The sequence below is a fragment of the Stenotrophomonas sp. A3_2 genome, from assembly GCF_036624925.1.
Classification (GTDB): domain Bacteria; phylum Pseudomonadota; class Gammaproteobacteria; order Xanthomonadales; family Xanthomonadaceae; genus Stenotrophomonas; species Stenotrophomonas hibiscicola.
In genome coordinates, this window is record NZ_JAZKVY010000163.1 from 1 (window position 1) to 23,622 (window position 23,622).

Here is a 23,622-nt window from a genome sequence, read left to right on the forward strand (position 1 = left end):
AGTGCCGGCCGCTGGCCGGCAACCTCAACAGCAACAGCAACAGCGGGCTTTCCGTAGGATGGCGGGGGGGGGGGGGGGGGGGGGGGGGGGGGGGGGGGCGGGGCCGCGGGGCGTTGCGCCCGCCCCACCAGGGGGGCCCACCCCCCCCCCCCCCCCCCCCCACCCCGGTAAGCCCCGGTTTTGGTGTGGGTGTGGCCGGCCCGCGGCCGCCACTACCACGGGTGCAGGGCGCAGCCCTGCAAAGAACCCTACCCTCGCGGTCGGCTGCGCGACGGCACCAGTGCGAACGTATCCACCGCCAGCTTCTCGGCATGGTTCAACCACGCGCGGATCTCCAGATCATCCACTTCGTGGTCCAGCCCGAACGTCACGTTGATCTTGCCGTCAGCATCGGGCTGCACCCACTGCTGGGCCAGCACCACCTTGCGCTGCGACGACACCGCTTCGATCCAGAAACCACGATCCGGGCGCGTACTCGCCACCAGCTGCAGCATGTACTGGCCGGCACGGGTACGGCGGCCCTTCTGGGTGATCATGTGCGCCTGGCGCACGCTCGGTCGCGGTCCCTGGAACGCATCCAGCGGCGCATCCACCGCGATGCCGGCACGCAGGTCGTTGTCGCGGTACAGCTTGATGCCGTTGTCGCGGTTGACCAGCAGCGCACACCAGTCGCCGTCGGCCGAGCCGTCCTCGAACGCGGTGCAGCGATCAACATAGGCCAGCGTGTTGTCCGGATCCGCGTCATCGAACTGGCGCGAGGTGTTTTCCAGATACACGGACTTCAGCCCCCAGTCCTTGTCGTACTCCAGCAGCACCGGCGGTTGCACGTGCTGCAGGCCGACCACCACCTGGTCGTCGCCGTCGATCTTCAGTTCACGCGTAGGTTCACCCAGCCACAGCGAACGGGCGAACGCCAGATACTGCGGGTAGTCGCGACCCTGGTCGCGTCGCGCGGCCACACTGGCGCTGGGCGCGCGCTGCGGGTCGATCAGTGAACGGCCGAAGCCCATCGTCTTCAGGTTCGGGTCCAGCAGGCTGAGCAGAGTCGCACCCGAATCCAGCGTGGTGCCGGCGTCGGCGCTGAGCTGCTGCGGCGCAATGCCATCGCCCAGGAACAGCAGCAGGTTCTCGCGCTTCTGCCGGGTCAGGATGTGGGTCAGATCGTTGGGCATCGCCAGGTGGTCGGAGGCGATCACGATCAGCGTGTCCTTGCCGTACGGGCTGGCCTGGATGCGTTCGACCAGCTGCGAGATCAGCCGGTCACTGCATTTGAGCGCGTTGAGCATGTTGATGTTGCCGTACTGGCTCTGGTAGCGCTCGCCCTTGCACGACACCGGCAGGTGGCCCGCCGGGTGGTGGGTGTCCATGGTGAGCGTGGTGAGCATGAACGGCGAGCCGGCGCGCGAGAGCTGTTCGAAGCGCTGGTAGGCGGTATCCAGCAGCACGTCGTCGTGCACGCCCCAGGCCGAGTAGTGGATGCGACCGATCTTTTTCTGCTGCTTGAACCAGGCGAGGTCATGCACTTCGTCAAAACCGTGGCTGGCCAGGAACTGGCCCTTGCCGGCGAACTGGCCGTTGGCTCCGCCCAGGTAATGGTTGGTATAGCCCTGCTGCTTCAGGTAGTCGCCCAGGCACACTGCCTTGGGCAGGAAGCTACCCATCCGGTCCATGCTGTTTTCATCGCCCTGCGAGGTGGTCAGCGGCACGCCGCACATCGACGACACCAGACCGGCGATGGTCCAGCCGCTGCCTTCGGCCGAGGCAAGGCCGCGCACGTCCAGCGACTTCGTGGCCAGGCGGTTGAGATTGGGCATCAGGCCCGGGAACACGTTCTCGTCCAGGTAGGTGCGCTCCAGGCTCTCGCCGTAGATCCAGACGATGTTGCGTGGGCGCTGCAAGGGCTGCGTCGGCACTTGATACTCGGGGGCGATGCGGGAGAAGTCGACCGGGCGCAGCTGCTGGTACAGGCGTTGGCCGTCGCGGGCCAGCGGGCTGATCATGATCGTGGCCACCCACACGGCCGCGAAGCCCGCGAACAGCGCGCCACCGTGGCCGGGCCGGCGCCAGCGCTTCACCCGCGTGGCGAACAGCGGCAGTAGCGAGACCAGCGCCAGCACGATGAAGCCGGCGATGTAGCCCTTGAAGTCGGAGACACCGGCGCCTTCCATGTCGGCGCCGAGGTGGTAAAGGGTGGCAGCGTTGAGCCCATCACCGGACAGCTTGTCGATCAGCCACCACGCGCTGAGCATGAGCAGCAGCAGCGAGAACGCGCCGGCTTTCCACCACACCCACTTGTCGGACGCGAGGAACAACCAGCACAACAGCAACAACGACAGCAGCAGTATCCAGAGCATAGGCAGCTTCGGCAGTGACGGGGTGGTGGTGATGGACGTCGTACCGACGCGTGTCCATCCGACCGGCGCTGCCGCAAGCACATGCATGTGACAGGCCGATGACCCGATAGTGCATGCACGAACCTGACTGAAATGTTTGTTGAAATGACGCGCGCGTAATCGCGCTCAGAAGGTAAAACGAGCGTGAAAGGGGTAACTGGATTGCATTAAAAATTGCATGAATACGGGTGTTTTTGTCGATGCGCTAGCGATGCCCGCGTTCTTCGCGTGCCCGCGCACGACGGTCGAACAGCAATGCACTGGTTACGATGCCAAGGCCGAGCACCACGCCGATGAACAACAGAATCAGGGCGATGAGCGGATAGCCGAACAGGTGCCAGCCGGTGTCGATCTTCATCATCATCGCGGCGGCCATGATCAATGCCGCGCTGATGATGCCGGCCGCCACGCGGTTGGCGATCTTCTGCAGGTTCTCCATCAGCCGTGATTCTTCCAGGCCGGTGACCTTCATCTGCAGGCGGTTCTCGGCCAGCAGCGCCATGATGTCCGACAGCTTGCGCGGCCCATCACGCAGCAGCTGCTGCAGCTCCATCGCCTCGCTGGCGATGTTGGCTGCGGACAGCGACTTCTTCAGGCGCGCACGCATCACGTGCTGCAGCTGGCGCTCGACGATGCGGCGCGTGTCAAGCTCTGGCGCCAGCAGCCGGCACACGGTTTCCAGGTTGAGCAGGGCCTTGCCGAGCAGGCTCAGTTCCGGCGGCGTGCGCAGGCCGCAGGCGGTGGCGATGCGCACCATGTCCAGCACCACGCGGCCTTCGGAGAACGTGCCGCTGGCGGCGTAACGCGCGATCAACTGGCCGGTCTCGCGCAGGTAACGCTCTTCATCGAAGGCCTCCAAGCGCGTGCTGATGCTGATCAAGTCGTCGGCCACTTCCTCGCCACGCCCATCGACCGCGGCGAACAGGATCTTCAGCAGGCGCTCGCGCAGGCGCGGCGGCATGTGCGCAACCATGCCCAGGTCGAAGATCGCCAGCCGTCCATCGGGCATCACCCGCAGGTTGCCGGGGTGCGGGTCGGCGTGGATCTCGCCGTGCACGAAGATCTGGTCCAGGTAGCCGCGGATCAGCGCCGCCGCCAGCGGGTCCATCGATTGTTCGGTACGGCGCACATCGGGAATCGCATCCACGCGCACGCCGGTGGCCAGTTCCATGGTCAGCACGCGCTGGCTGCTGTAGTCCCACAGCGGCTGCGGTATCCACAGGCGGCGGAACGGCTTCAGGTGTCGGCCGAAACGGGCCAGGTTCTCGGCCTCGGCGTGGTAGTCCAGCTCCTGCATCAGGGTCTTGGCGAATTCGTTGAGCCAGTCGCGCAGACGCACGCGGCGGCCCACCTGGGTCAGGTGGTCGGCGGCCAGCGCGAAGCTGCGCAGCGCCTCCAGGTCCGAGCGAAGTTGTGCGGCCACTTCAGGCTTCTGCACCTTCACCGCCACCTGGCGTCCGTCGTGCAGCACGGCCCGATGCACCTGCGCGATCGATGCGCAGCCCAGCGGCTCGGGGTCGAACGCGGCAAACAGCTTGTTCACCCCTACGCCCAGCTCCTGCTCGATGATGGCGTGGATGCGCTCGACGGGAATCGGCGCTACCTTTTCCTGCATGCGCTCCAGCGCCGTGGCGAACTCTACCGGCACCATGTCCGGGCGCGTGGACAGCATCTGGCCAAGCTTGACGAAGGTTGGCCCCAGCGCTTCCAGATCACTGACGAACTGTTCCGGGTTGCCATCTGCCGGTACGTCGGCCGGATTGCCCGCGGCATCCAGGTTCATGCCCGAGAACACCCCTGAATGGCGATAGCGCATCAGGAGGCGCAGGATCTGGCTGCGCCGGTTCATGCCTTTGACCAGCGGAGGATTGCCATTGGCGGTGGGCGGATTGCTCAAGCGGAACTCCCATGCGACGAAGACAGGTAGCGCCGGCCACGGGCCGGCGATGTCCGGATTCCGCAGTGTCGCCGGGGGGCGGTGGGCACGCGGTGAATCCGACGTCTTCCGCAGTCCACACCGGATCGGTCAGAATCCGCTCATTCCCTCTCTGGACTTCCCATGGCCGGTGCCAGCCTGTTCGCCCTGCTCGACGATATCGCCACCCTCCTCGACGATGTCTCGGTCCTGACCAAGGTCGCGGCGAAGAAAACCGCCGGCGTGCTGGGCGACGACCTGGCGCTGAACGCGCAGCAGGTGACCGGAGTCAACGCCAACCGTGAACTGCCGGTGGTGTGGGCGGTGGCCAAGGGCTCGCTGGTCAACAAGGTGATCCTGGTACCGGCAGCACTGGCGATCAGCGCCCTGGAGGCCTGGCTGCGCAGCCGCGGCTGGAACGTGCCGCTGATCGTGCCGCTGATGATGATCGGTGGTGCCTTCCTCTGTTTTGAAGGCGTGGAGAAGCTGGCGCACCGCTTCCTGCACTCAGCTGAGGACGACGCCGAGCATCAGGCCGAACGGCGCAAGGCGCTGGCCGATACGCAGGTGGACATGGTGGCGTGGGAGAAGGACAAGGTGAAGGGCGCGATCCGCACCGATTTCATCCTCTCGGCCGAGATCATCGTGCTGACCCTGGGGGTGGTCGCCACCGCATCGTTCACCAACCAGGTGGTCACGCTGGCCGTGGTTGCACTGGCGATGACGGTGTTCGTCTATGGGTTGGTGGCGGGCATCGTGAAGCTTGATGACGTCGGCCTGTACCTGTCGCGCAAGGGTGGGGCTTTGGCCGCCTTCGGTCGCGGCCTGGTGGGCTCGGCGCCGTGGCTGATGAAGTTTCTGTCGGTGGCTGGCACCATCGCCATGTTCCTGGTCGGTGGCGGCATCCTGGTGCACAACGTGCCGGCGCTGCACCACGCGGTGCAGGCGCTGGGCGGCGAGGGGCAGTGGGGCTGGCTGGTGAGCGCGGTGGGCAACATGGTGGTCGGCATCATCGCCGGCGCCATCGTGCTGGCAGCGGTGACCGGGTTCCAGAAGCTGCGCGGGAAATGATCTGTAGAGCCGAGCCCACGCTCGGCTGCTCTACGGCGCTGCGCGCCGCCGCCCGAGCATGGGCTCGGGCGCTACAGCGTCTGCACGCTGGATCATCAGCCCGCCTGCACCCGGTTCTTGCCTTGCCGCTTGGCCGCATACAGCGCGTCATCGGCGCGGCGCAGCAGGGTCTCGGTATCGTCACCGGGCTGCCATTGCGCCAGCCCGGCGCTGAAGTGCACCGGCACACGCCGGTCCTGCACGGTCAGCACGCGATGGGCCAGCGAACGCTGCACGCGCTGCACGGTGGCCATGCTGTCGGCGCCCTGGGTTTCCGGCAGCACGAGCACGAACTCGTCGCCGCCCAGCCGTGCGATGCCGTCGGTGGCTCGCAGCAGCAGCTTGCACACGGCCACCAGGTGCTGCAGCAACGCATCGCCACCGGCATGCCCATGCGCGTCGTTGGTCTGGTGGAAATCATCCAGGTCGATCACGGCCACGCCCAGGGGTGAGTTGTTGCGTGCGGCGCGGGCCAGCTCGCGCTCCAGCAGTTCGTCCAGGCCGCGGCGATTCAGTGCCTGGGTCAGCGGATCGATACGCGCCAGGTCACCGGCAGCACGCAGTTCCTGCTCCAGCTCGGCAATGCGCTGCTCTGCGCGTTCCACTTCCTGCCGCGCGCTGGCCAGGTGATCGCGGGCCTGCGCGGCCTGCTGCTGCACCTTGCCGGTATCGCGCATCACCTCCTGCAGCAGCTGGTTGAGGTCGGCGATGCTGCGTGCCTCGCGCAGCTGCAGGGCGTAGCTGCCGATGCGGTCGTGGTATTCACCGGTGCTGGTGGCCATGCCATCCATGCGTTCGATGAACTCGCCCATCAGTCCGCGCATCGCGGCCTTCGAATCATCAATGCCCTGGCGCAGCAGGCCCTGCTTGTAGATCACTTCGCGCAACTCGGCGCGGGTGCGCTCGACCGCTTCGGCTTCCAACGGACCGTCCAGCAACTGGCGCACTGCCGCGATCTGGCCCTGCAGCCAGCTGCGGTCATCCAGCAGCTCGCTCACGTTCTCCAGCAGCAACGCGAACAGCTCCAGCAGCAGCGCCTGCTGCTCCTGCCAGCTCTCGGCACGCACACCGACCTGGTGGCCAAGTTCGCGCACGCCCTGTTCGATTGGTTCCAGGGCCGTGCCCGGCTGCCATTGGCGCAGGCGCAGGGCCAGCGCCTGCGCTTTCTCGCGCAGGTCCGGGTCGTGCTGCAGCAGGGCCACCACCGCACCGCCCAGCAGCAGCCGCAGCTGCTCGGACAGGCGCAGGCTTTCCGGCTGCCCGTCCGGCGAATGCTGCTCGATGGTGCGGATGTACTTGTCGATCAGCTGCCGCATCGCGCGCCCATAGCGCGGCCAATCGGCGCTGGCCTGTGCGGACTGCAGGCGGTCGCCCATGTCGCCCAGTTCGCCGGGCAGGGTGGCCATGCCGTTGGCGAACGCCGCCAGCAGCGGTTCCGGCGCATCGGCGCCTGCGAACAGCTGCTGCAGCGCCACGCCACCGCCGCCCTGCAGCACTACGCGGTCACCCCGCCCATCGTCCACCACCGCGCGCACGCGTGCCGGCGGCCCAAGGGCGGTACCGGGGGCAGGGCGGTGGTCGGGCTGGTCCGTCATGGAGCGAATCCTGGGGCTGGCAGGGACTGGTTCCAGCATATCGGCGCGGCCGCCGACGGCTTGAACGGCTAGGATGGGCGACAGGATGCCGCAGTGGAGGTGGTGATGCGCGTGATGTTGCTGGGGGCGACCGGCCTGGTCGGCGGGCTGACCCTGCGCAGGCTGCTGGACGACCCGCGCTGCAGCGCCGTGGTTGCCCCGACCCGCCGCCCGCTGGCGTTGACTCACGGAAAGCTGGAGAACCCGGTACTGGCATTCGACGCGTTGCCTACTTCGCCCGAATGGGCGCGCGTGGACGCGATCATCTGCGCGCTGGGCAGCACCATGGCCCAGGCCGGCAGCCGCGAGGCCTTCCATCGCATCGATCATGACTACCCGCTGGCGTTCGCACGCCTGGCAAAAGCACAGGGGGCGCAGACCTATGTGCTGAATTCCGCAGCCGGCGCCAACCCACAGTCGTCGATCTTCTACAGCCGGGTGAAGGGCGAGCTGGAGCGTGATCTGCGTGCGCTGGGCTTCAATTCGTTGACCCTGGTCCGCCCAGGACTGATCGGTGGCGAGCGCAACGAGGTTCGCCGCGGCGAACGCCTGGCACTGACGGTGCTGGGTGCACTGGGGCCGGTGTTGCCACGGGCATGGCGGATCAACCCGGCCAGCGAAATTGCCAGGGCGCTGGTCGAGGCTGCGCTGGCCCCGCAGCCGGGCGAGCACGTGGTGGCGTCGAGCAGGCTGGTCGGCTGATGTCGCGAGCGCTGCGCCTGACCCAGCTGCTGCAGCTGCTGCGCCGTCATCGACGGCCGGTGGCCGGGCAGGCGCTGGCCGAAGCGCTGGGCATCAGCCTGCGCACGCTATACCGCGATATCGAGACCCTGCGCGAGCAGGGCGCCGACCTGCGTGGCGAGGCCGGCGTCGGCTACCAGCTGGCACCCAGCGATACCCTGCCGCCGATGACCCTGCCACCGGCCGAGATCGACGCGCTGGTGCTGGGACTGCGTTGGGTCGCGGCGCGCACCGAGCCGGCGCTGGCCGAGGCTGCACGTGACGCCCTGGCGCGCATCGCGCACGTATTGCCCGTGGCGCGCCGCGAGGCCCTGCGTGACAGCGGCCTGCGCGTTGGCCCATCGCGTGCTGCGGCCAAGGTGCCGGCTGCACGCCTGCAGGCCGTGCGCGAAGCCGTGGGATCGCAGCAGCGCCTGAAGTTCGCTTACGAGGATGCGCACGGCCAGCGCAGCGTGCGCGTCGTCTGGCCGTTCGCGCTGGGCTACTTCGATGAGGTGCCGATGCTGGCGGCGTGGTGCGAGCACCGCGAGGATTTCCGCCACTTCCGGCTGGATCGCATCCGTCAGGTGCGTGTGCTGGAGGATCGCTACCGCGTGCCGCGCGCCACCCTGCTGCGGCGCTGGCAGAAGGCGCAGGGCATCGCGCCGGACTGGTTGGACCGTTCGTAGCCAGAGCAACAGCGGGGAGCGGGCGGCGGGGTAGAGTCGACTGTTAGTCGACTATCGCGCGCAGCGCGGGGTTTCAAGCGCGTTGAAGGAAGAGCAGTCGACTAACAGTCGACTCTACCGACAGACGAATCTGCTGACAGAATCTGTCAGCAGGCCCGTACCACCATGATTGCTCCCAACAACGGAGCCTCCCCATGTTCACGCCCAGCACCCTGCTGCAGTACGTGCGCGACGTCGCCACCAGCGCCACTTTCTACAGCGGCATCCTCGGCAAGCCGCCGGTCGAGCAGTCGCCCGGCTTTGCCCTGTTCCTACTCGGCGATGGCGCTGCACTGGGCCTGTGGCAGCGCGACGGCGTGCAGCCGCCGGTGTCCTCGCAGGCCGGCGCCGCCGAACTCGCGATGGTGGTGGCCAACCCGGAGGCTGTGCAGCAGATGCACGATGCGTGGCGCGCTCTTGGTGTGGAGATCCTGCAGGCGCCGTTGACACTGGAATTCGGCCATACATTTGTCGGGGCAGATCCTGATGGCCACCGCCTGCGTGTGTACAGCCGCGCCGAGGGCATGGTCGCGCGCGATTGATCGCCCGCATTGTGTAGATCCACGCCATGCGTGGATGGAGCGCGACGGAGCAGGCACAAAAAACGCCGGGCTCTGCCCGGCGTTTTTCCAGTTCATGTGCCAACCAACGGTTGGCACCTACCGGTCAGGTGGCCGATCAGCTGGCCAGCGCCAGGTCGTCCATCATCGCGCGCAGGAAGCGGGCGGCTTCACCACCCGTAGCCGCGCGGTGGTCGAAGGTGACCGACAGCGGGATTACCTTGTGCGCTTCCACGCCGCCCATCACCGGGGTCATCTGGTGGCGGGCACGGCCGGCACCGACGATGGCCACGCACGGCGGCACGACGACCGGAGTTGCGTAACGACCGGCGAACATGCCGAAGTTGGACAGCGAGATGGTGTAGCCACTCAGTTCCGACGCGGCGATCGAACGCGATTCCACCTGCTCGCGCAGGCGATTGACGCCTTCGCGGATGCCGCGTGCATCGAGCATGTCGGCATTGCGCAGGGCCGGCACGAACAGGCCGTCGTCGGTGTCCACGGCGATGCCGATGTCCACCTGGGCGTGCAGGGTGCGAGTCAGCGCTTCACCGTCGAACCAGGCGTTCATGGCCGGCACCTTCTGTGCGGCAACGACGATGGCGCGAACCAGGCGGGCGGTGACGTCGTTGCCCGGCAGCCAGGCGTGGATGTCGGCGTCGTCGTTCAGCGTGGTCGGCACGACCTTGCTGTGCGCGTCGGCCATGACGCGGGCCATGTTGCGGCGCACGCCCTTCAGCGGTTCCGGCTGGCCCTTGGCGACCACGCCCGGCGGCTGGGTACGCATCGGCTTGCCGGCGGCGGACAGCGGGGTGCGGGCTTCGCTCTGCACCGGGGCAGACACCTGCGCCGGGGCCGGCGCGGCATACGCGGCGGCAACCGGCGCGGGAGCAGCGCCGAGCTTGGCGGTGCCGTTGGCGGCGGCCTGCTTGACGTCGGCCATGGTCACCGCGCCATCGGTGCCGGTGGCAGGCACGCGGCTCAGGTCCACGCCCAGCTTGCGCGCCATCGCACGCACGGCCGGGACGGCCTTGACGCCACCGACGGCCAGCGCCTGTTCGGCATGCACAGCATTGGAGCTCTGCATGGCGCCGACCACGGTACCGGCATCATCGCGCTCGGCTGCGGCGGGCTTGGCTTGTTCCGCGGCGACCGGCGCAGCCGGCAGCGGCGGCGGGGTCGGTGCGGCCGCCGGCGCGGCCGGTGCGGCGTGGCCATGGCTGTGGCCGGTGTCCTGGCCATCGGCGCGCTGCGGCAGGTTCGGGTCCAGTTCGAAGCTGGCCAGCACCGAGCCGGTCGGGATGATGTCGCCGGCGCCGCCGGACAGCTTCAGCACCTTGCCGGAGAACGGCGAGGGCACTTCCACCACGGCCTTGGCGGTCTCCATCGACACCAGCGGCTCGTCCAGCTTGATCACATCGCCTTCCTTGACGAACCACTCGACGATGGTCGCGTCCGGCAGGCCTTCGCCCAGGTCGGGCAGGTTGAAGTTCTTGGTCTGGCTCATTTGCAGTTCTCTTCCAGCAGTTCCAGTTCGCGGGCCGGCAGCCAGCCCGTCGCGCCATTGGCGCGCTCGGACCACCACCACCCACCGTGTTCGTGATGAAGCTTCACCATCTCGCCGCTTTCCACATCCAGCTCGCGGGCGTCGTAGTCGCACAGCGCTTCGGCGCGACCCTCGTCCAGCAGCTGCAACCAGGCGATGGGCGCCCAGCCAGCGCGCCCATCGTTGGTGCGTACCCAGGCAAACGCCGGCCATTCCTCGTCACGCACACCTACTTCGACGATCTGGCCGGTGTGGAACCGGAGCGGGTTGGGATACTGGCTGCGGTAAGCCCCCAGAAGGCGGGCCCGCATGTCAGCCGGCCGCCACCGCGCGCTTGGCCGCAGCCACGATCCGCTCAACGCTCGGCAGGTACTTCATTTCCAGGCGGAACAGCGGAATGTGGGTGTCGTAGCCAGTAACGCGCTCGACCGGGGCCAGCAGGTCGTAGATCGATTCCTCGGCCAGGCGCGCGGCGATCTCGGCGCCGAAGCCCGCGGTTTTCGGGGCCTCCTGCACGATCACGCAGCGGCCAGTCTTGGCCACCGATTCGGCGATGGTGGCGAAGTCCAGCGGACGCAGCGTGGCCACGTCGATGACTTCGGCACTGATGCCTTCGCCGGCCAGCTTGTCGGCCGCTTCCAGCGCTTCCTTCACCTGCGCACCCCAGGTCACCAGGGTCACGTCGGTGCCGTCGCGCAGCACGAAGCAGACGTCCAGCGGCAAGGCTTCGCCGTCGTTGACGACCACTTCCTTGTACTGGCGGTAGATGCGCTTGGGCTCCATGTAGATCACCGGATCCGGCTCGCGGATCGCGGCCAGCAGCAGGCCGTAGGCGCGCTGCGGCGACGACGGCAGCACCACGCGCAGGCCCGGCACGTTGGTGAAGATCGCCTCGTTGGCTTCGCTGTGGTGTTCCGGCGCGCGGATGCCACCGCCCCACGGCACGCGCAGCACCATCGGGCAGTGCAGGCGGCCACGCGTGCGGTAACGCAGGCGCGCGGCGTGGCAGACGATATGGTCGACCATCGGGTACATGAAGCCATCGAACTGGGCTTCTGCCACCGGCTTCATGCCCTGCGCGGCAAGACCAATCGTCAGGCCGGCGATGGTGGTTTCATCCAGCGGGGTGTCGAGGATGCGTTCGGAACCGAAGCGCTGCTGCAGGCCGGCGGTGGCGCGGAACACGCCGCCGTTGACGCCCACGTCTTCGCCCAGCACCAGCACCGATGGGTCGTGTTCCAGCTCCCAGGCCAGCGCCTGGGTGATGGCTTCGATGAGGGTGATCGGGGTGGTGGTCATGCTCTCTTCTCCGCGCGCGACCGCAGCGCTGTCGGCGGCGTTGGTGTGCGCGCCGGGCGCGCCGTTCTTGATCTCATCCATGGCGCTTCTCCAGGGCGATCGCCTGGGCACGCTGGGCCAGCAGGTCCGGCGGCGGATCGGCATACAGGAAGTCGAACATCGCCTCGACCGGCTGCACCGGCGTGTTGAGGTACAGGTTCACTTCCTCGTCCACGCGCGTGCCGCACTCGGCGACCCAGGCGCTTTCCTCGTCCTCGCTCCACACACCGGCGTTGATCAGGTACTTGCGCAGGCGCAGCATCGGCTCGCGCTGCCAGGCATCCTTCACTTCGGCGTCGTCGCGGTAGCGGCGCGCGTCATCGGCGGTGGTGTGGTCGGACAGGCGGTAGGTCATCAGTTCCAGCACGGTGCCGCCGTCGCCGGCCAGCGCACGTTCGCGCGCCTGCTCCATGGCCGCCAGCACCGCGATCAGGTCATTGCCATCCACCTGCAGGCAGTGCAGGCCGCCGGCCAGGCCCTTCTGCGCCAGTGTTTCGGCACCGGTCTGGGCCGAACGCGGAACCGAGATGGCCCAGCCGTTGTTGACGATGCACAGGATCAGCGGGAGCTTGTAGGCGCCGGCCGAATTCAGTGCTGCGTAGAAGTCGGTCTTGGAGCTGCCGCCGTCGCCGCACACCGCCACCGCGATCTGCGGTTCCTTGTTGAGCTTGAACTTCAGCGCCGCGCCTGCGGCATGCAGGCACTGGGTGGAGATCGGCACGCAGAACGGGAAGTCCTTGGCCGCGTTGCCGCCGTAATCGTTGCCGCGTTCGTCGCCGCCCCAGTACATCAGCACGTCGTGCGGGCGCACGCCACGCATGAACATCGCGCCATACTCGCGGTACGAAGGCGCGAACACGTCGTCCTTCTGCATCGCCGCGCCGATACCCACGTGCGCGGCTTCATGGCCCAGGCAGGCGGCATAGGTGCCCAGCTTGCCGGTGCGCTGCAGCGCGATGGATTTGCTGTCGAACGTGCGTACGAACAGCATCTGCTTGAACAGCGGTACCAGGACCTTGGGGTCGCGCAGCGACGCGGGCAGGTCGTCACGGACGAGCGTGCCGTCCGTGTCCAGGTACTGCAGGTATTCGATCTTGAATTCAGCGGCAACCGTCATTGCGTACTGCACCTTCGACAGAGAAGTTACAAATGATATGAATCGCCATGTTAAGGAACGCGTACGGAATAGCCTTCCTGCGCCGCAACACGGGGATTCCCCGTTTTACCCCTGCCGGCGGGTGGGGGCCAATAACAACAACGTATTCAGTCGTTGCTGCAAAGCATCAGAATACGCCTCTGGCTGACCGCCAGTACAACGGCCTGGACGGTTCCACGCGCAGGCCCGGGATCGGCCGATGCTCCACGGCCAACCGCACGCTCCGGTATGGACCCGGCGGCTGCCAGCGCGGCGGCAACGCGCTACCCTTGCCGCCCCCGATCTGGTCCCGCCCATGTCCGTCGACAACAACCAACGCGATCTCGAAGCCGGCATCCACACCGACCTGCAGGGACGCCTCACCTACGGCGGCTACCTGCGGCTGGACCAGTTGCTCAGCGCGCAGCAGCCGCTGTCCAGCCCGCCGCACCATGACGAGATGCTCTTCATCATCCAGCACCAGACCTCGGAGCTGTGGCTGAAGCTGCTGGGCCATGAGCTGCGTGCCGCAATCGGCTTCCTGCAGCGCGATGAAGTCTGGCAGTGCCGCAAGGTGCTGGCGCGCAGCAAGCAGGTGCTGCGCCAGCTGACCGAGCAGTGGTCGGTGCTGGAAACGCTGACCCCGTCCGAGTACATGGGCTTCCGCGACGTGCTGGGCCCGTCGTCGGGCTTCCAGTCGCTGCAGTACCGCTACATCGAGTTCCTGCTGGGCAACAAGAACGCGCAGATGCTGCAAGTGTTCGAGCATGACCCGGCCGGGCAGGCGCAGCTGCGCACCGTGCTGGAGGCGCCGAGCCTGTACGAGGAGTTCCTGAAGTACCTGGCCCGCTTCGGCCATGCCGTGCCGGCGGTCTACGAGGCCCACGACTGGACCCAGCCGCACGTGGCTGACGACGCATTGCAGCCGGTCTTCGAACGCATCTACCAGGACACCGACCGCTACTGGCGCGAGTACGCGCTGTGCGAGGACCTGGTGGACCTGGAGACCGCCTTCCAGCTGTGGCGCTTCCGCCACATGCGCACGGTGATGCGGGTGATCGGCTTCAAGCGCGGCACCGGTGGCTCGTCCGGCGTGGGCTTCCTGGCCAAGGCACTGGAGCTGACCTTCTTCCCCGAGCTGTTCCAGGTGCGCACCAGCCTGCAGGCCGCGCCCCCGACAGCGCTGGGTTGATCCCCATTCAGCTTGGATCCCAGCCGGCGGCTGGATCGTTTCAGATGCAAGTTCAGGGAGCAGGCTGCCACCTGCCTCAAACGGCGTGTATTTGACGTGAACGCCAGAAGTCGGTGATCCTCGCGCGTTGCTTCAACTGCACAGCGGACGTGCTCGTCATCCACCGAACCAGGAAATCCGCATGAGCGTAAACGCCACTGCGAACACCCCAGAGCCGGCGCTGCCGGACTTCAAGACCACGCTGGGCCACCCGCGCCCGTTGTGGATGCTGTTCATGACCGAGTTCTGGGAACGCTTTGCGTTCTACGGCATCCGCTGGGCCTTGGTGCTGTACATCGTCGCCCAGTTCTACAACGGCAGCGCTGCCGGTGAAGGCGACGCCAGCCGCATCTATGGCGCCTACCTGGCCCTGGTGTACGCCGCGGCGATCTTCGGTGGCTACGTGGCCGACCGGGTACTGGGCTACCAGCGCTCGATTCTGACCGGCGCGATCATCATGGCCGCCGGCCTGTTCATGATCTCGCTGCCGCAGGAGCACATCTTCAAGCTCGGCCTGGCCACGATCATCGTCGGCAACGGCCTGTTCAAGCCCAACATCTCGACCATGGTCGGCAAGCTGTACGGGCTGAAGGACGAGCGCCGCGATTCGGGCTTCACCATCTTCTACATGGGCATCAACATCGGCGCGATGATCGCCCCGGTGCTGACCGAGTACCTGGCCCGCAAGGTGTTCGGTACCGATGCGATGCCGTCCTACAAGGTCGTGTTCATCGCCTCGGGCGTAGGCATGCTGATCTCGCTGGTGTGGTTCTACATCGGTCGTGCCGGCCTGAAGGGCATCGGCGCACCGCCGGCCGGCGCTGAAGGTTTCGGCCGCATCATCATGGTGCTGGCCGGTGCCGTGGTTGCCATCCCGGTCGCGTACTTCCTGCTGGCCACCGGCGCCACCGCGCTGGCCTGGATCCTGGGTGCGATGTTCACCGCGCTGGCCGTACTGCTGCTGGTCGAGGGCATCCGCGAAGGCAAGGTGCAGCGCGACCGCGTGATCGCCATGCTGATCATCTTCGCCTTCAACGTGATGTTCTGGATGTTCTTCGAGCAGGCCGGCAGCTCGTTCACCTTCCTGGCCGAGAACATCGTCAACCGCCAGTTCGGCAGCTGGACCTTCCCGACCGCGTGGTTCCAGTCGGTCAACTCGGTGGCGATCATCACCCTGGCCCCGGTGATCGCCTGGATCTGGGTCGCCATGGGCCGCGCCAATCCGTCCATCCCGCGCAAGTTCGGCCTGGGCCTGCTGTTCAACGGCGCCGCCTTCGCGCTGCTGATGTTCGCCTTGTCGCAGATGGTGGTGGACGGCAAGATCCCGTTCTGGACCCTGTTCATGGTCTACGTCATCCAGTCGGTGGGTGAGCTGTGCCTGTCGCCGATCGGCCTGTCGATGGTGACCAAGCTGGCCCCGGTGCGCCTGGTCGGCTTCGGCATGGGTGGCTGGTTCCTGTCCACCGGCATCGGCAACAACCTGTCGGGCATCTTCGCTGGCGTGGTCAGTGGTGAAGGCGGCATGACGGTCGAGTCGGCCCTGAAGGGGTATACCTTCGGGTTCTGGGCCCTGATCGGCTCCGGCGTGGTGCTGTTCCTGATCGCCCCGCTGATCAACAAGCTGATGCACGGCGTCAAATGATGATGAGAGGGTAGAAGGCATGCGTAGCAAGCTCGGTACTGCGGTAGTGGTGGTCTGTGCGGCGCTGATCGGCGCCTGTTCCCAACCGCAACCACCTGCGACCGCCGAGCCCACGCAGCCCCTCGATACCCGACCCACCGAGCCACCGGTCGCTGACCCCAGCGAACCGGTGGCCTCGGGCAACACCCCGGTGGCGGCGGACATCGCCGCCATCGCCGGGCTCGGTGCGCAGTTCGACCCGGCCCGCAACCCCGCCGATGACCTGGCCACCGCCAAGGTGGAAGCCCAGCGGGGCAAGAAGCGCATCCTGCTGGAGATCGGCAACGCCGCCTGTGAGCGCTGCCGGGCGCTGGACGATGTGGTGGAAGGCAACGGCGACCTGCGTCGCTTCCGCGATGCCCACTACGTGTGGGTGAAGGTCAACGCCAGCGACGAGCAGCCCAACACCGCGTTCCTTGCCCAGTTCCCGGTGATGGAACGCGACTATCCGCATCTGCTGGTGCTGGACGCCGATGGTGGCCTGCTGGTGTCGCAGGCGACCGCTGAGCTGCGCAGGGGCGAGGCGTTCCAGCCTGCGCGGGTGAGCGCGTTCCTCAAGCAGTGGGCACCCGACAAACCGGAATAGGGGAGTGCCGGCCGCTGGCCGGCAGGTGACCGCCAACCCCGGCGGATGCCAACCGCTGACCGCCATCCCCGGTGGGGGCCGACCGCTGACCGCCATCCCCGGTGGGTGCCGACCGCTGGTCGGCACAGAAGTGCATCCACGCATGGCGTGGATCTACTGTGGTTGCGGTCACATTCCCGGAATCGGCATCTCAATATCGCAACGCGCTCGCCGTTACCGGCAAGGACCTCAGTCGACATCCCGTCGATGCAACCTCCCGGAACGCCCATGCACAGCGACCACGCCGAACGATTGCCCGGACCCGCCAGTGAGCTGGCCGAGGGTGGAGCAGGCGAGGGCGTGACCCTGCCGCCGCAGGAGGCGCTGCTGGATGACGCCGGTACCGGCGAGGCCACCGTCGACCTGGCACCGCCGCGCCATCGCCTGCCGCAGATCGCGCTGCCCGATAACGTGGTGCTGAAGGGTGCGGTGCAGAAACTGGTCGAGCAGAAATCGCGGCTCGATGCACTGGCCGCCGATGGCCAGCTGGCCGGGCTGCTGCCAGCGGAGTGGCAGGGCCATGGCGTGCGCGCGATTGAACTGTCCACCTTCATCCAAGGCGTGCTGCCGTTCCTGCAACCCGGCGAACGTGGCGAAACCGCGCCGGCGCGCCTGCCGGTGCGCCATGTGCTGGGTGACGACAGCCGCTGGGGCCTGGACGATGTCGCCGAACCGAAATCGCTGGCCTGGTACCTGGCTAGCGACGAACGCGCCACCGCCGGCAGCAAGGACGTGGCCGAGGCCTATCTGGTGGGTGCACTCGGCCTGGCGTGGATGCAGGAGGGGCGTAGCCGCCCCGGTTTCCTGCGCGCGATGGGCCAGGACAGCCTGGCGGCACGGGTGACCATGCTCGGCTACCCGCCGGCCAACGAACTGGCGCTGTACAGCGTCACCGCGCACGGCCAGTCGCAGATCTGGTGCGTGCATGGTCGCCGTCGCATGCGCCCGCTGGTGGCGCCGTGGCTGAGCGTGCCGCTGCTGACCGCGTATGGCGTGCCGGCGCCGGTCGCGTGGCCGTCCAGTTTCCCGCCTGTGGAGGCCGTGGCCGAGCTGTTGGCAACCGCACGGCAGGGGCGCGCGCTGCCGGAAGTGGATCTGGGCAAGGCCGTGGCGAAGATCGCCGAAGAGGCCGCATCCGAAGCCTGGCAACCGGTCAGCCTGCTGCAGCTCAACACCTGGTCACCGCGTTGGCATTTCTTCCTGGGCACCTTCGTCGGCCTGCCGTCGCTGCTGCTGGTGGCGGCGGCGCTGGCGCTGCCCGGTGCGGTCGAGGCGGCCACGGTTGCTGCATCACTTGGCTTCGCCGGTGGTGCCATCGCGGCGCTGGCGGTGCCGTGGATCCACGCGCGGCGCAAGCACCTGAGCTGAAAAAAGGGGACGGAGGGGATTAAGTCGTTTCAGGCACACCTGTACTCATTACGACTTAATCCCCTCCGTCCCCTTTTTCTTTCAGACGCCTTCGCCCATCCGCTCCAGGCCGTCACCGGCCAGGCGCAGGATCAGCTTTTCCAGCAGCTGTTCCTCCTCCTCGCTCAGCACCGACATCAGCTTGCGGGTGATCTCGATCACCATCGGCGCGATGGTCTCGTACACCTCGAAACCGGCCGCGGACAGCGCCAGCACCGAGCGGCGGCGGTCATCGCCGTGGGTCTCGCGCTTGATGAAGCCGCGCTCCAGCAGGCGGGCCACGGCGCGGCTGACCGCCACCTTGTCCATCGCCGTGCGGTCGGAGACCTCGCTGGCCGAGGAGCCCGGGTACAGCGCCAGGATGGTGATGACCCGCCACTCGGGAATCGCCAGACCGTAACGATCACCGTATAGCTTGGCGATGTTGCCGCTGACCCGGTTGGACAGCACGCTCAGCCGGTACGGCAGGAACTGTTCCAGGTCGAGCAGGACGTGCGAGGCACGCAGGCGGGTCGAGGCGGGATCGGGGCTCATGTTGCGGTGCACCTTGCTGGTGGTTTCAAGTGTAACTATAAGGGGTGGGTCCAGACCCTGCATTCTCGCCGGGTCCCTACCTGCCCGCACCTGGTTTGTACCGATGCGGTACCGATTCGGAGCCACGCCATGAATACCGCAGTCCCGACCGCCTCGCACCCCAACCCCGGCATGCAGGTCACCACCTTCGAGAACCCGATGGGCATCGACGGCTTCGAGTTCGTCGAATTCGCCGCCCCTGCCGGCCGTGGCCAGGAGCTGCACGAGTACTTCCGGAAGATGGGCTTCAGCGCGGTGCTCAAGCACAAGCAGCGTCCGATTACCGTCTATCGCCAGGGCGACGTCAACTTCCTGGTCAATGAAGACCCCGATTCGTTCGCCGCCGACTTCGCCGAGAAGCACGGTCCGTGCGCGTGCGGCTTCGCCATCCGCTTCAAGAAGCCGGGCCAGGAGGTCTACCAGACCGCGCTGGGCAACGGTGCCGAAGCCATCGCCTTCAAGGCGGACAGCAAGGCGGTCAGCGCCCCGGTCATCAAGGGCATCGGCGATTGCATGCTGTACCTGGTCGACCGCTACGGCGCGGCCGGCAGCATCTACGACGGCGACTACGAGCCGATCGCAGGGGCCGACCTGCACCCGGTGGGCTTCGGCCTGACCTTCATCGACCACCTGACCCACAACCTGTACTTCGGCAACATGCAGCAGTGGTCGGACTACTACGAGCGCCTGTTCAACTTCCGCGAGATCCGCTACTTCGACATCAAGGGCCTGAAGACCGGCCTGGTGTCCAAGGCGATGACCGCACCGGACGGCATCGTGCGCATCCCGCTGAACGAATCGTCCGACCCGAAGAGCCAGATCAACGAGTACCTGGACGCGTACAAGGGCGAGGGCATCCAGCACATCGCCTGCTTCACCGAGAACATCTACGAGACCGTCGAAGCGATGCGCGCGCAGGGCGTGGACTTCCTGGATACGCCGGAGACCTACTTCGAGGTGATCGACCAGCGCGTGCCGAACCACGGTGAAGACGTGCCGCGCCTGGCCAAGAACAAGATCCTGATCGATGCCGATCCGGAAACCCACCAGCGCAAGCTGCTGCAGATCTTCACCCAGAACTGCATCGGCCCGATCTTCTTCGAGATCATCCAGCGCAAGGGCAACGAAGGCTTCGGCGAAGGCAACTTCACCGCGCTGTTCGAGAGCATCGAGCGCGACCAGATCCGCCGCGGCGTGCTGTAAGGTCTGCAGGCAATGTCGGCTTCCGGTCGACATTGCCTGTCCGAATGGTAGTGCCGGCCGCTGGCCGGCAATCTCTGGAGTTCCCATGTCCCCCGCCATCACCGCCCGCGGCTACCAGTCCGGCTTCGGCAACGAATTCGCCACCGAGGCCGTCGCCGGCGCGCTGCCGGTCGGACAGAACTCACCGCAGAAGGTGGCCCACGGCCTGTACGCCGAACAGTTGACCGGCACCGCCTTCACCGCGCCGCGCGGCAGCAACCGCCGTAGCTGGCTGTACCGGATCCGCCCGGCGGTGGCCCATGGCGAGTTCACCCCCTTCGCGCAGTCGCAGCTGCAGTGTGATTTCGGCGCTCAGCCGGCCTCGCCAAACCAGCTGCGCTGGAGCCCGCTGCCGCTGCCGGAGCTGCCGACAGATTTTGTCGAAGGCCTGTACACGATGGGTGGCAACGGCTCGCCCGATGCGCATGCCGGCGTGGGCATCCACCTATACGCTGCCAACCGCGACATGGTTGGCCGCTACTTCTACGACGCCGACGGCGAGCTGCTGATCGTGCCGCAGCTGGGCGCGCTGCGCCTGCTGACCGAGCTGGGCGTGATCGAGATCGAGCCGCAGCAGATCGCGGTGATCCCGCGCGGCGTGCGCTTCCGCGTTGAACTGCCCGATGGCCCGAGCCGTGGCTACATCTGCGAGAACTACGGTGCGCTGCTGAAGCTGCCCGACCTCGGCCCGATCGGATCCAACGGCCTGGCCAATCCGCGCGACTTCGAAACCCCACATGCGGCGTTCGAGGATGTGGATGGCGACTTCGAACTGATCGCCAAGTTCGAAGGCCGCCTGTGGCGTGCACCGATCGACCATTCACCGCTGGACGTGGTGGCCTGGCACGGCAATTACGCGCCGTACCGCTACGACCTGCGTCGCTTCAACACCATCGGTTCGATCAGCTACGACCACCCGGATCCGTCGATCTTCCTGGTGCTGCATTCGCCCAGCGACACCCCGGGCACCAGCAACATGGACTTCGCGATCTTCCCGCCGCGCTGGCTGGTGGCGCAGAACACCTTCCGTCCGCCGTGGTTCCACCGCAACATCGCCAGCGAGTTCATGGGCCTGGTGCATGGCGCCTACGATGCCAAGGCCGAAGGCTTCGTGCCGGGCGGCGCGTCGCTGCACAACTGCATGAGCGGCCACGGCCCGGATGCACCGACCTTCGACAAGGCGTCCAATGCCGACCTTTCCAAGGCCGATGTCATCAAGGACACGATGGCCTTCATGTTCGAGACCCGCGCGGTGATCCGCCCGACCGCACAGGCACTGGCCGCCGGCCACCGTCAGGGCGACTACCAGCAGTGCTGGAACGGCCTGCGCAACAATTTCCGGTCGTCCCGCTAGCGTGGTGGGTGCCGACCGTTGGTCGGCACGATGCGCCGGAACCTGCGCTTACGCCACCTCGGCGAAGGCGTCGCAATGCTCCAGCGGCAACGCCTCCAGCAGGCGCTGGCGCACGCGCTGGCAATAGCCATCCGAAGTCAACGCGGGCAGCAGTTGCATCGCCGACTGCAGCCGCTGCAGCACCTCATCCTCCGCACGCGCCTGCTGCAGATCGCGGAACAGCGCCGCTGCCTGCGGATGCCGCTGCATTTCCAGGATACCCAGCAGGTAGATGCGCGCTGCCACCAGCGAACGGCGACGTTCGACCGGCGTGGCGCTGGCGTTCGTTGGCACCTTCACCAGCGCCGCATTGGCCGGTTCGGCAGCGGCGTGAGGGGGTGCCGCCGCCGTTGCCGTGCCGGTCGCAAGATAGCCCGCCTGCACCAGCTGGATGACCATCGCCGGCGCATCCTGTCCAAGCAGACCGGTCAGGTCGGCGACGGTACGCTGGCCGTCGCACAGGATCAGCAGCCGGCGCTGGCGCATGTCCAGCGGCGCGCGGTGGGCCTGCAGCGCGGTTCGGGCGAGATCGGTCTTGCGCGGTTGCATGGAAGGGACGGCCAGATCGGTGCTCGCCGAGCCTGAACGAGGGCGATGAAACCGCGATGACAATGCAGCGCCTGCACACCGGATGGGTTAGCGTGCAGCCATCTTCGTGCCAGGGAACCGCACCGATGAAGCACCTCCCGATTGCTGGTCTGTTGCTCCTTTCGCTCGCCGCCTGCAGTGCGGGCCCCGACAAGCAGGGGGCGGCCGGTAGCGGCAGCGACACCCCGGCGGAAACCGCCTCGGCGACCGGGCCTGCGCAGTCGACGGATCCCGACCTGGCCGCCCGTCCAGCCAATGACCGTCGCGAGGACAGTCCCGCGCGCCTGGATGGCTTCGGTGGCGCCGCGCTGGGCGCCGGCATCGCCGAGGTCCGCAGTGGCTTCGGCACGCCGCTGCAGGGTCTGGGCACCGATGCGGCCGGCAAGCCGCTGCCGGCTGACGACAGCAACGACGGCTGCTACTTCCTGCGCCCGCAGGATGCCGAAGATCCGCGCCTGATGATCGAAGGCCGCAAGCTGGTGCGCTACGACGTGCGCAGCGCCGCCATCACCGCACCGGGCGGTGGCAAGGTCGGCATGACCCTGGGTGAGCTGCAGGTGCTGTATCCCGAGCGCGCGGACGTCGGCCCCGACAAGTATGACGAGAAGGCCCAGCACCTGCGCGTGCGCCCGGCGCAGGAGGGTGGTGCGGTCATCGACTTCGCGCTCGGCGCTGATGGTCGGGTCAGTGCTTGGCGCGTCGGCAAGACCCCACAGGTCGATTACGCCGAAGGCTGTGGCTGATCCTTGATCCACCGCCCAGCCATGCGCTCGGGCCACGCGTAGAATCGCGCCACCATTGCTGGGGGAGTGCTCGATGATCGCCATTGCCATTGCCTGGTTCCTGCTCGGCCTGCTGCTGCTGGCGCTGGGCGGGGACTCCATCGTCAAGGCCGTGTCCGGCCTGGCCCAGCGTTTCGGGGCCAGCCCATTCACTGCCGGGCTGCTGCTGCTCGGGGTGGCCACCTCGTTGCCGGAGCTGGCAGTCAACGCGCGCGCGCTGGCGGTGGGCCAGCCAGAACTGGCGCTGGGCAATGCGGTCGGCAGCAGCATCACCAACCTGGGCCTGACCCTGGCCGTGGCGGCCATGGCTGCGCCCCTGCTGCTGCGCGCGCGCCTGCAGACGGTGCTGTGGTGGTCGCTGCTGGCGGCAGGTGTGCTGCTGATCCTGTTCGGGCTTGATGGCGGCCTGGCACGTTGGGAGGGCGGCATACTGCTGGCCGGCTTCATCGTGGTGCAGGTGCTGCTGCTGCGCCGTGGTCGCAGCGAGAGCGCGGAGGTGCAGGTGGCCATCGCCGAGTCCGCACTGAGCCGCACCAGCCTGCCGTTGAACGTGCTGCGCGTGCTGATTGCCGCGTTGGCGCTGTACTGGGGCGCGCGCCTGGTGGTGGGCGCCGCCGCCGACTTTGGCGTCGCCCTGGGTTGGACGCCGCTGCTGGTCGGCCTGCTGCCGGTGGCGATCGGTACCGCACTGCCGGAGGTGGCCACCGCCATCGCCGCCGCGCGTCGCGGGCATGGCGACATGGTGCTGGGCCACGTGCTGGGTTCCAGCGTGGTCAACCTGCTCCTGGTGATCGGTGCGATGGCCGTGCTGCAGCCGCTGGCGCTGCCGGCCTCGTTCGTGCGCCTGGAACTGCCGGCGCTGCTGGCGTTCGCGCTGGTGCTGTACCCGATGCTGCGTGGCGACCTGAAGATCAGCCGCGGCGAAGGTGTGATCCTGCTGGTCGCGTTTGTCGGCTGGTTCGTGCTGGAACTGCTGCTGGTCGGCGCACCGGCGCTGTAGAGCCGAGCCCATGCTCGGCTG

20 protein-coding genes and 1 pseudogene are annotated in these 23,622 nt (G+C 67.3%); 12 read left to right on the forward strand and 9 right to left on the reverse strand.

The window, feature by feature from the left end; translation table 11 throughout:
* Positions 1-248: 248 nt before the first annotated feature.
* Both R5H29_RS04870 and R5H29_RS04875 read right to left on the reverse strand, forming a co-directional pair.
* The gene (locus R5H29_RS04870; RefSeq protein ID WP_332328857.1) at positions 249-2,354 is read right to left on the reverse strand and encodes a phosphoglycerol transferase I; all 2,106 of its coding nucleotides are present in this window, start codon (positions 2,352-2,354) and stop codon (positions 249-251) included.
* A 244-nt stretch (positions 2,355-2,598) separates the two neighbouring features.
* Positions 2,599-4,245: pseudogene (locus R5H29_RS04875) on the reverse strand (ABC1 kinase family protein); the annotation flags it as partial.
* A gap of 207 nt (positions 4,246-4,452) precedes the next feature.
* Between R5H29_RS04875 and R5H29_RS04880 the strand changes: the two are divergent.
* Complete coding sequence (locus R5H29_RS04880; RefSeq protein ID WP_332328858.1) at positions 4,453-5,379, forward strand: DUF808 domain-containing protein; 927 nt, start codon at positions 4,453-4,455, stop codon at positions 5,377-5,379.
* Between the two features lie 95 nt (positions 5,380-5,474).
* Here R5H29_RS04880 and R5H29_RS04885 read toward each other — a convergent pair whose 3' ends face one another.
* A complete protein-coding gene (locus tag R5H29_RS04885; protein WP_206621325.1) occupies positions 5,475-7,013 on the reverse strand; it encodes a GGDEF domain-containing protein in 1,539 nt (512 codons plus the stop codon).
* 105 nt (positions 7,014-7,118) lie between these two features.
* On the opposite strand from R5H29_RS04885, the gene R5H29_RS04890 reads away from it, so the two are divergent.
* From R5H29_RS04890 to R5H29_RS04900, 3 genes are all read left to right on the forward strand, one after another.
* Entirely contained in the window at positions 7,119-7,754 is a 636-nt protein-coding gene (locus R5H29_RS04890; RefSeq protein ID WP_206621324.1) for an NAD-dependent dehydratase, read from the forward strand.
* A complete protein-coding gene (locus R5H29_RS04895; RefSeq protein ID WP_164144966.1) occupies positions 7,754-8,461 on the forward strand; it encodes a YafY family protein in 708 nt (235 codons plus the stop codon). Before R5H29_RS04890 ends, R5H29_RS04895 begins: the two co-directional genes overlap by 1 nt.
* 194 nt (positions 8,462-8,655) lie before the next feature.
* The gene (locus R5H29_RS04900) at positions 8,656-9,042 is read left to right on the forward strand and encodes a VOC family protein (RefSeq protein WP_332328859.1); all 387 of its coding nucleotides are present in this window, start codon (positions 8,656-8,658) and stop codon (positions 9,040-9,042) included.
* 136 nt (positions 9,043-9,178) lie between these two features.
* Here R5H29_RS04900 and R5H29_RS04905 read toward each other — a convergent pair whose 3' ends face one another.
* Genes R5H29_RS04905 through pdhA form a run of 4 tightly spaced genes read right to left on the reverse strand, consistent with a single transcriptional unit; the run spans position 9,179 to position 13,061 of the window.
* Complete coding sequence (locus R5H29_RS04905) at positions 9,179-10,567, reverse strand: dihydrolipoamide acetyltransferase family protein (protein WP_332328860.1); 1,389 nt, start codon at positions 10,565-10,567, stop codon at positions 9,179-9,181.
* Complete coding sequence (locus tag R5H29_RS04910; RefSeq protein ID WP_005411349.1) at positions 10,564-10,917, reverse strand: SH3 domain-containing protein; 354 nt, start codon at positions 10,915-10,917, stop codon at positions 10,564-10,566. Before R5H29_RS04910 ends, R5H29_RS04905 begins: the two co-directional genes overlap by 4 nt.
* Before the next feature lies 1 nt (position 10,918).
* Positions 10,919-11,986 (reverse strand): alpha-ketoacid dehydrogenase subunit beta, encoded by a 1,068-nt coding sequence (locus R5H29_RS04915; protein WP_019338598.1) that lies wholly within the window; start codon positions 11,984-11,986, stop codon positions 10,919-10,921.
* A complete protein-coding gene (gene pdhA / locus R5H29_RS04920) occupies positions 11,979-13,061 on the reverse strand; it encodes a pyruvate dehydrogenase (acetyl-transferring) E1 component subunit alpha (protein ID WP_021202655.1) in 1,083 nt (360 codons plus the stop codon). The genes R5H29_RS04915 and pdhA overlap by 8 nt, the downstream gene beginning before the upstream one ends.
* 334 nt (positions 13,062-13,395) lie before the next feature.
* Here pdhA and R5H29_RS04925 point away from each other — a divergent pair, with 334 nt between their 5' ends.
* The 4 genes from R5H29_RS04925 (at position 13,396) to R5H29_RS04940 (ending at position 17,984) form a co-directional block, all read left to right on the forward strand.
* Positions 13,396-14,271, forward strand: a complete 876-nt coding sequence (locus R5H29_RS04925; RefSeq protein ID WP_010482684.1) for a tryptophan 2,3-dioxygenase — start codon at positions 13,396-13,398, stop codon at positions 14,269-14,271.
* A gap of 181 nt (positions 14,272-14,452) precedes the next feature.
* A complete protein-coding gene (locus tag R5H29_RS04930) occupies positions 14,453-15,952 on the forward strand; it encodes a peptide MFS transporter (RefSeq protein WP_005419890.1) in 1,500 nt (499 codons plus the stop codon).
* A 19-nt stretch (positions 15,953-15,971) separates the two neighbouring features.
* Positions 15,972-16,577, forward strand: a complete 606-nt coding sequence (locus R5H29_RS04935) for a thioredoxin family protein (RefSeq protein WP_019661528.1) — start codon at positions 15,972-15,974, stop codon at positions 16,575-16,577.
* 267 nt (positions 16,578-16,844) lie between these two features.
* The gene (locus R5H29_RS04940; protein WP_111099323.1) at positions 16,845-17,984 is read left to right on the forward strand and encodes a hypothetical protein; all 1,140 of its coding nucleotides are present in this window, start codon (positions 16,845-16,847) and stop codon (positions 17,982-17,984) included.
* 81 nt (positions 17,985-18,065) lie between these two features.
* On the opposite strand, the gene R5H29_RS04945 is transcribed toward R5H29_RS04940, so the two are convergent.
* On the reverse strand, positions 18,066-18,557 hold the full coding sequence (locus R5H29_RS04945) for a MarR family winged helix-turn-helix transcriptional regulator (RefSeq protein ID WP_026347199.1): 492 nt from the start codon (positions 18,555-18,557) through the stop codon (positions 18,066-18,068).
* Positions 18,558-18,686: 129 nt separating this feature from the next.
* On the opposite strand from R5H29_RS04945, the gene hppD reads away from it, so the two are divergent.
* Together hppD and hmgA are read left to right on the forward strand one after the other, a co-directional pair.
* Complete coding sequence (gene hppD / locus R5H29_RS04950) at positions 18,687-19,799, forward strand: 4-hydroxyphenylpyruvate dioxygenase (RefSeq protein ID WP_021202657.1); 1,113 nt, start codon at positions 18,687-18,689, stop codon at positions 19,797-19,799.
* An 85-nt stretch (positions 19,800-19,884) separates the two neighbouring features.
* On the forward strand, positions 19,885-21,192 hold the full coding sequence (gene hmgA, locus R5H29_RS04955) for a homogentisate 1,2-dioxygenase (protein ID WP_111099322.1): 1,308 nt from the start codon (positions 19,885-19,887) through the stop codon (positions 21,190-21,192).
* 48 nt (positions 21,193-21,240) lie between these two features.
* Here hmgA and R5H29_RS04960 read toward each other — a convergent pair whose 3' ends face one another.
* Positions 21,241-21,780, reverse strand: a complete 540-nt coding sequence (locus tag R5H29_RS04960) for a hypothetical protein (protein ID WP_019661523.1) — start codon at positions 21,778-21,780, stop codon at positions 21,241-21,243.
* 125 nt (positions 21,781-21,905) lie between these two features.
* Between R5H29_RS04960 and R5H29_RS04965 the strand changes: the two genes are divergently transcribed.
* Both R5H29_RS04965 and R5H29_RS04970 read left to right on the forward strand, forming a co-directional pair.
* Positions 21,906-22,562: a hypothetical protein gene (locus R5H29_RS04965; RefSeq protein WP_329842438.1), complete on the forward strand. Its 657-nt coding sequence runs from the start codon at positions 21,906-21,908 to the stop codon at positions 22,560-22,562.
* 73 nt (positions 22,563-22,635) lie between these two features.
* Complete coding sequence (locus R5H29_RS04970) at positions 22,636-23,601, forward strand: sodium:calcium antiporter (RefSeq protein WP_155030230.1); 966 nt, start codon at positions 22,636-22,638, stop codon at positions 23,599-23,601.
* Positions 23,602-23,622: the final 21 nt, after the last annotated feature.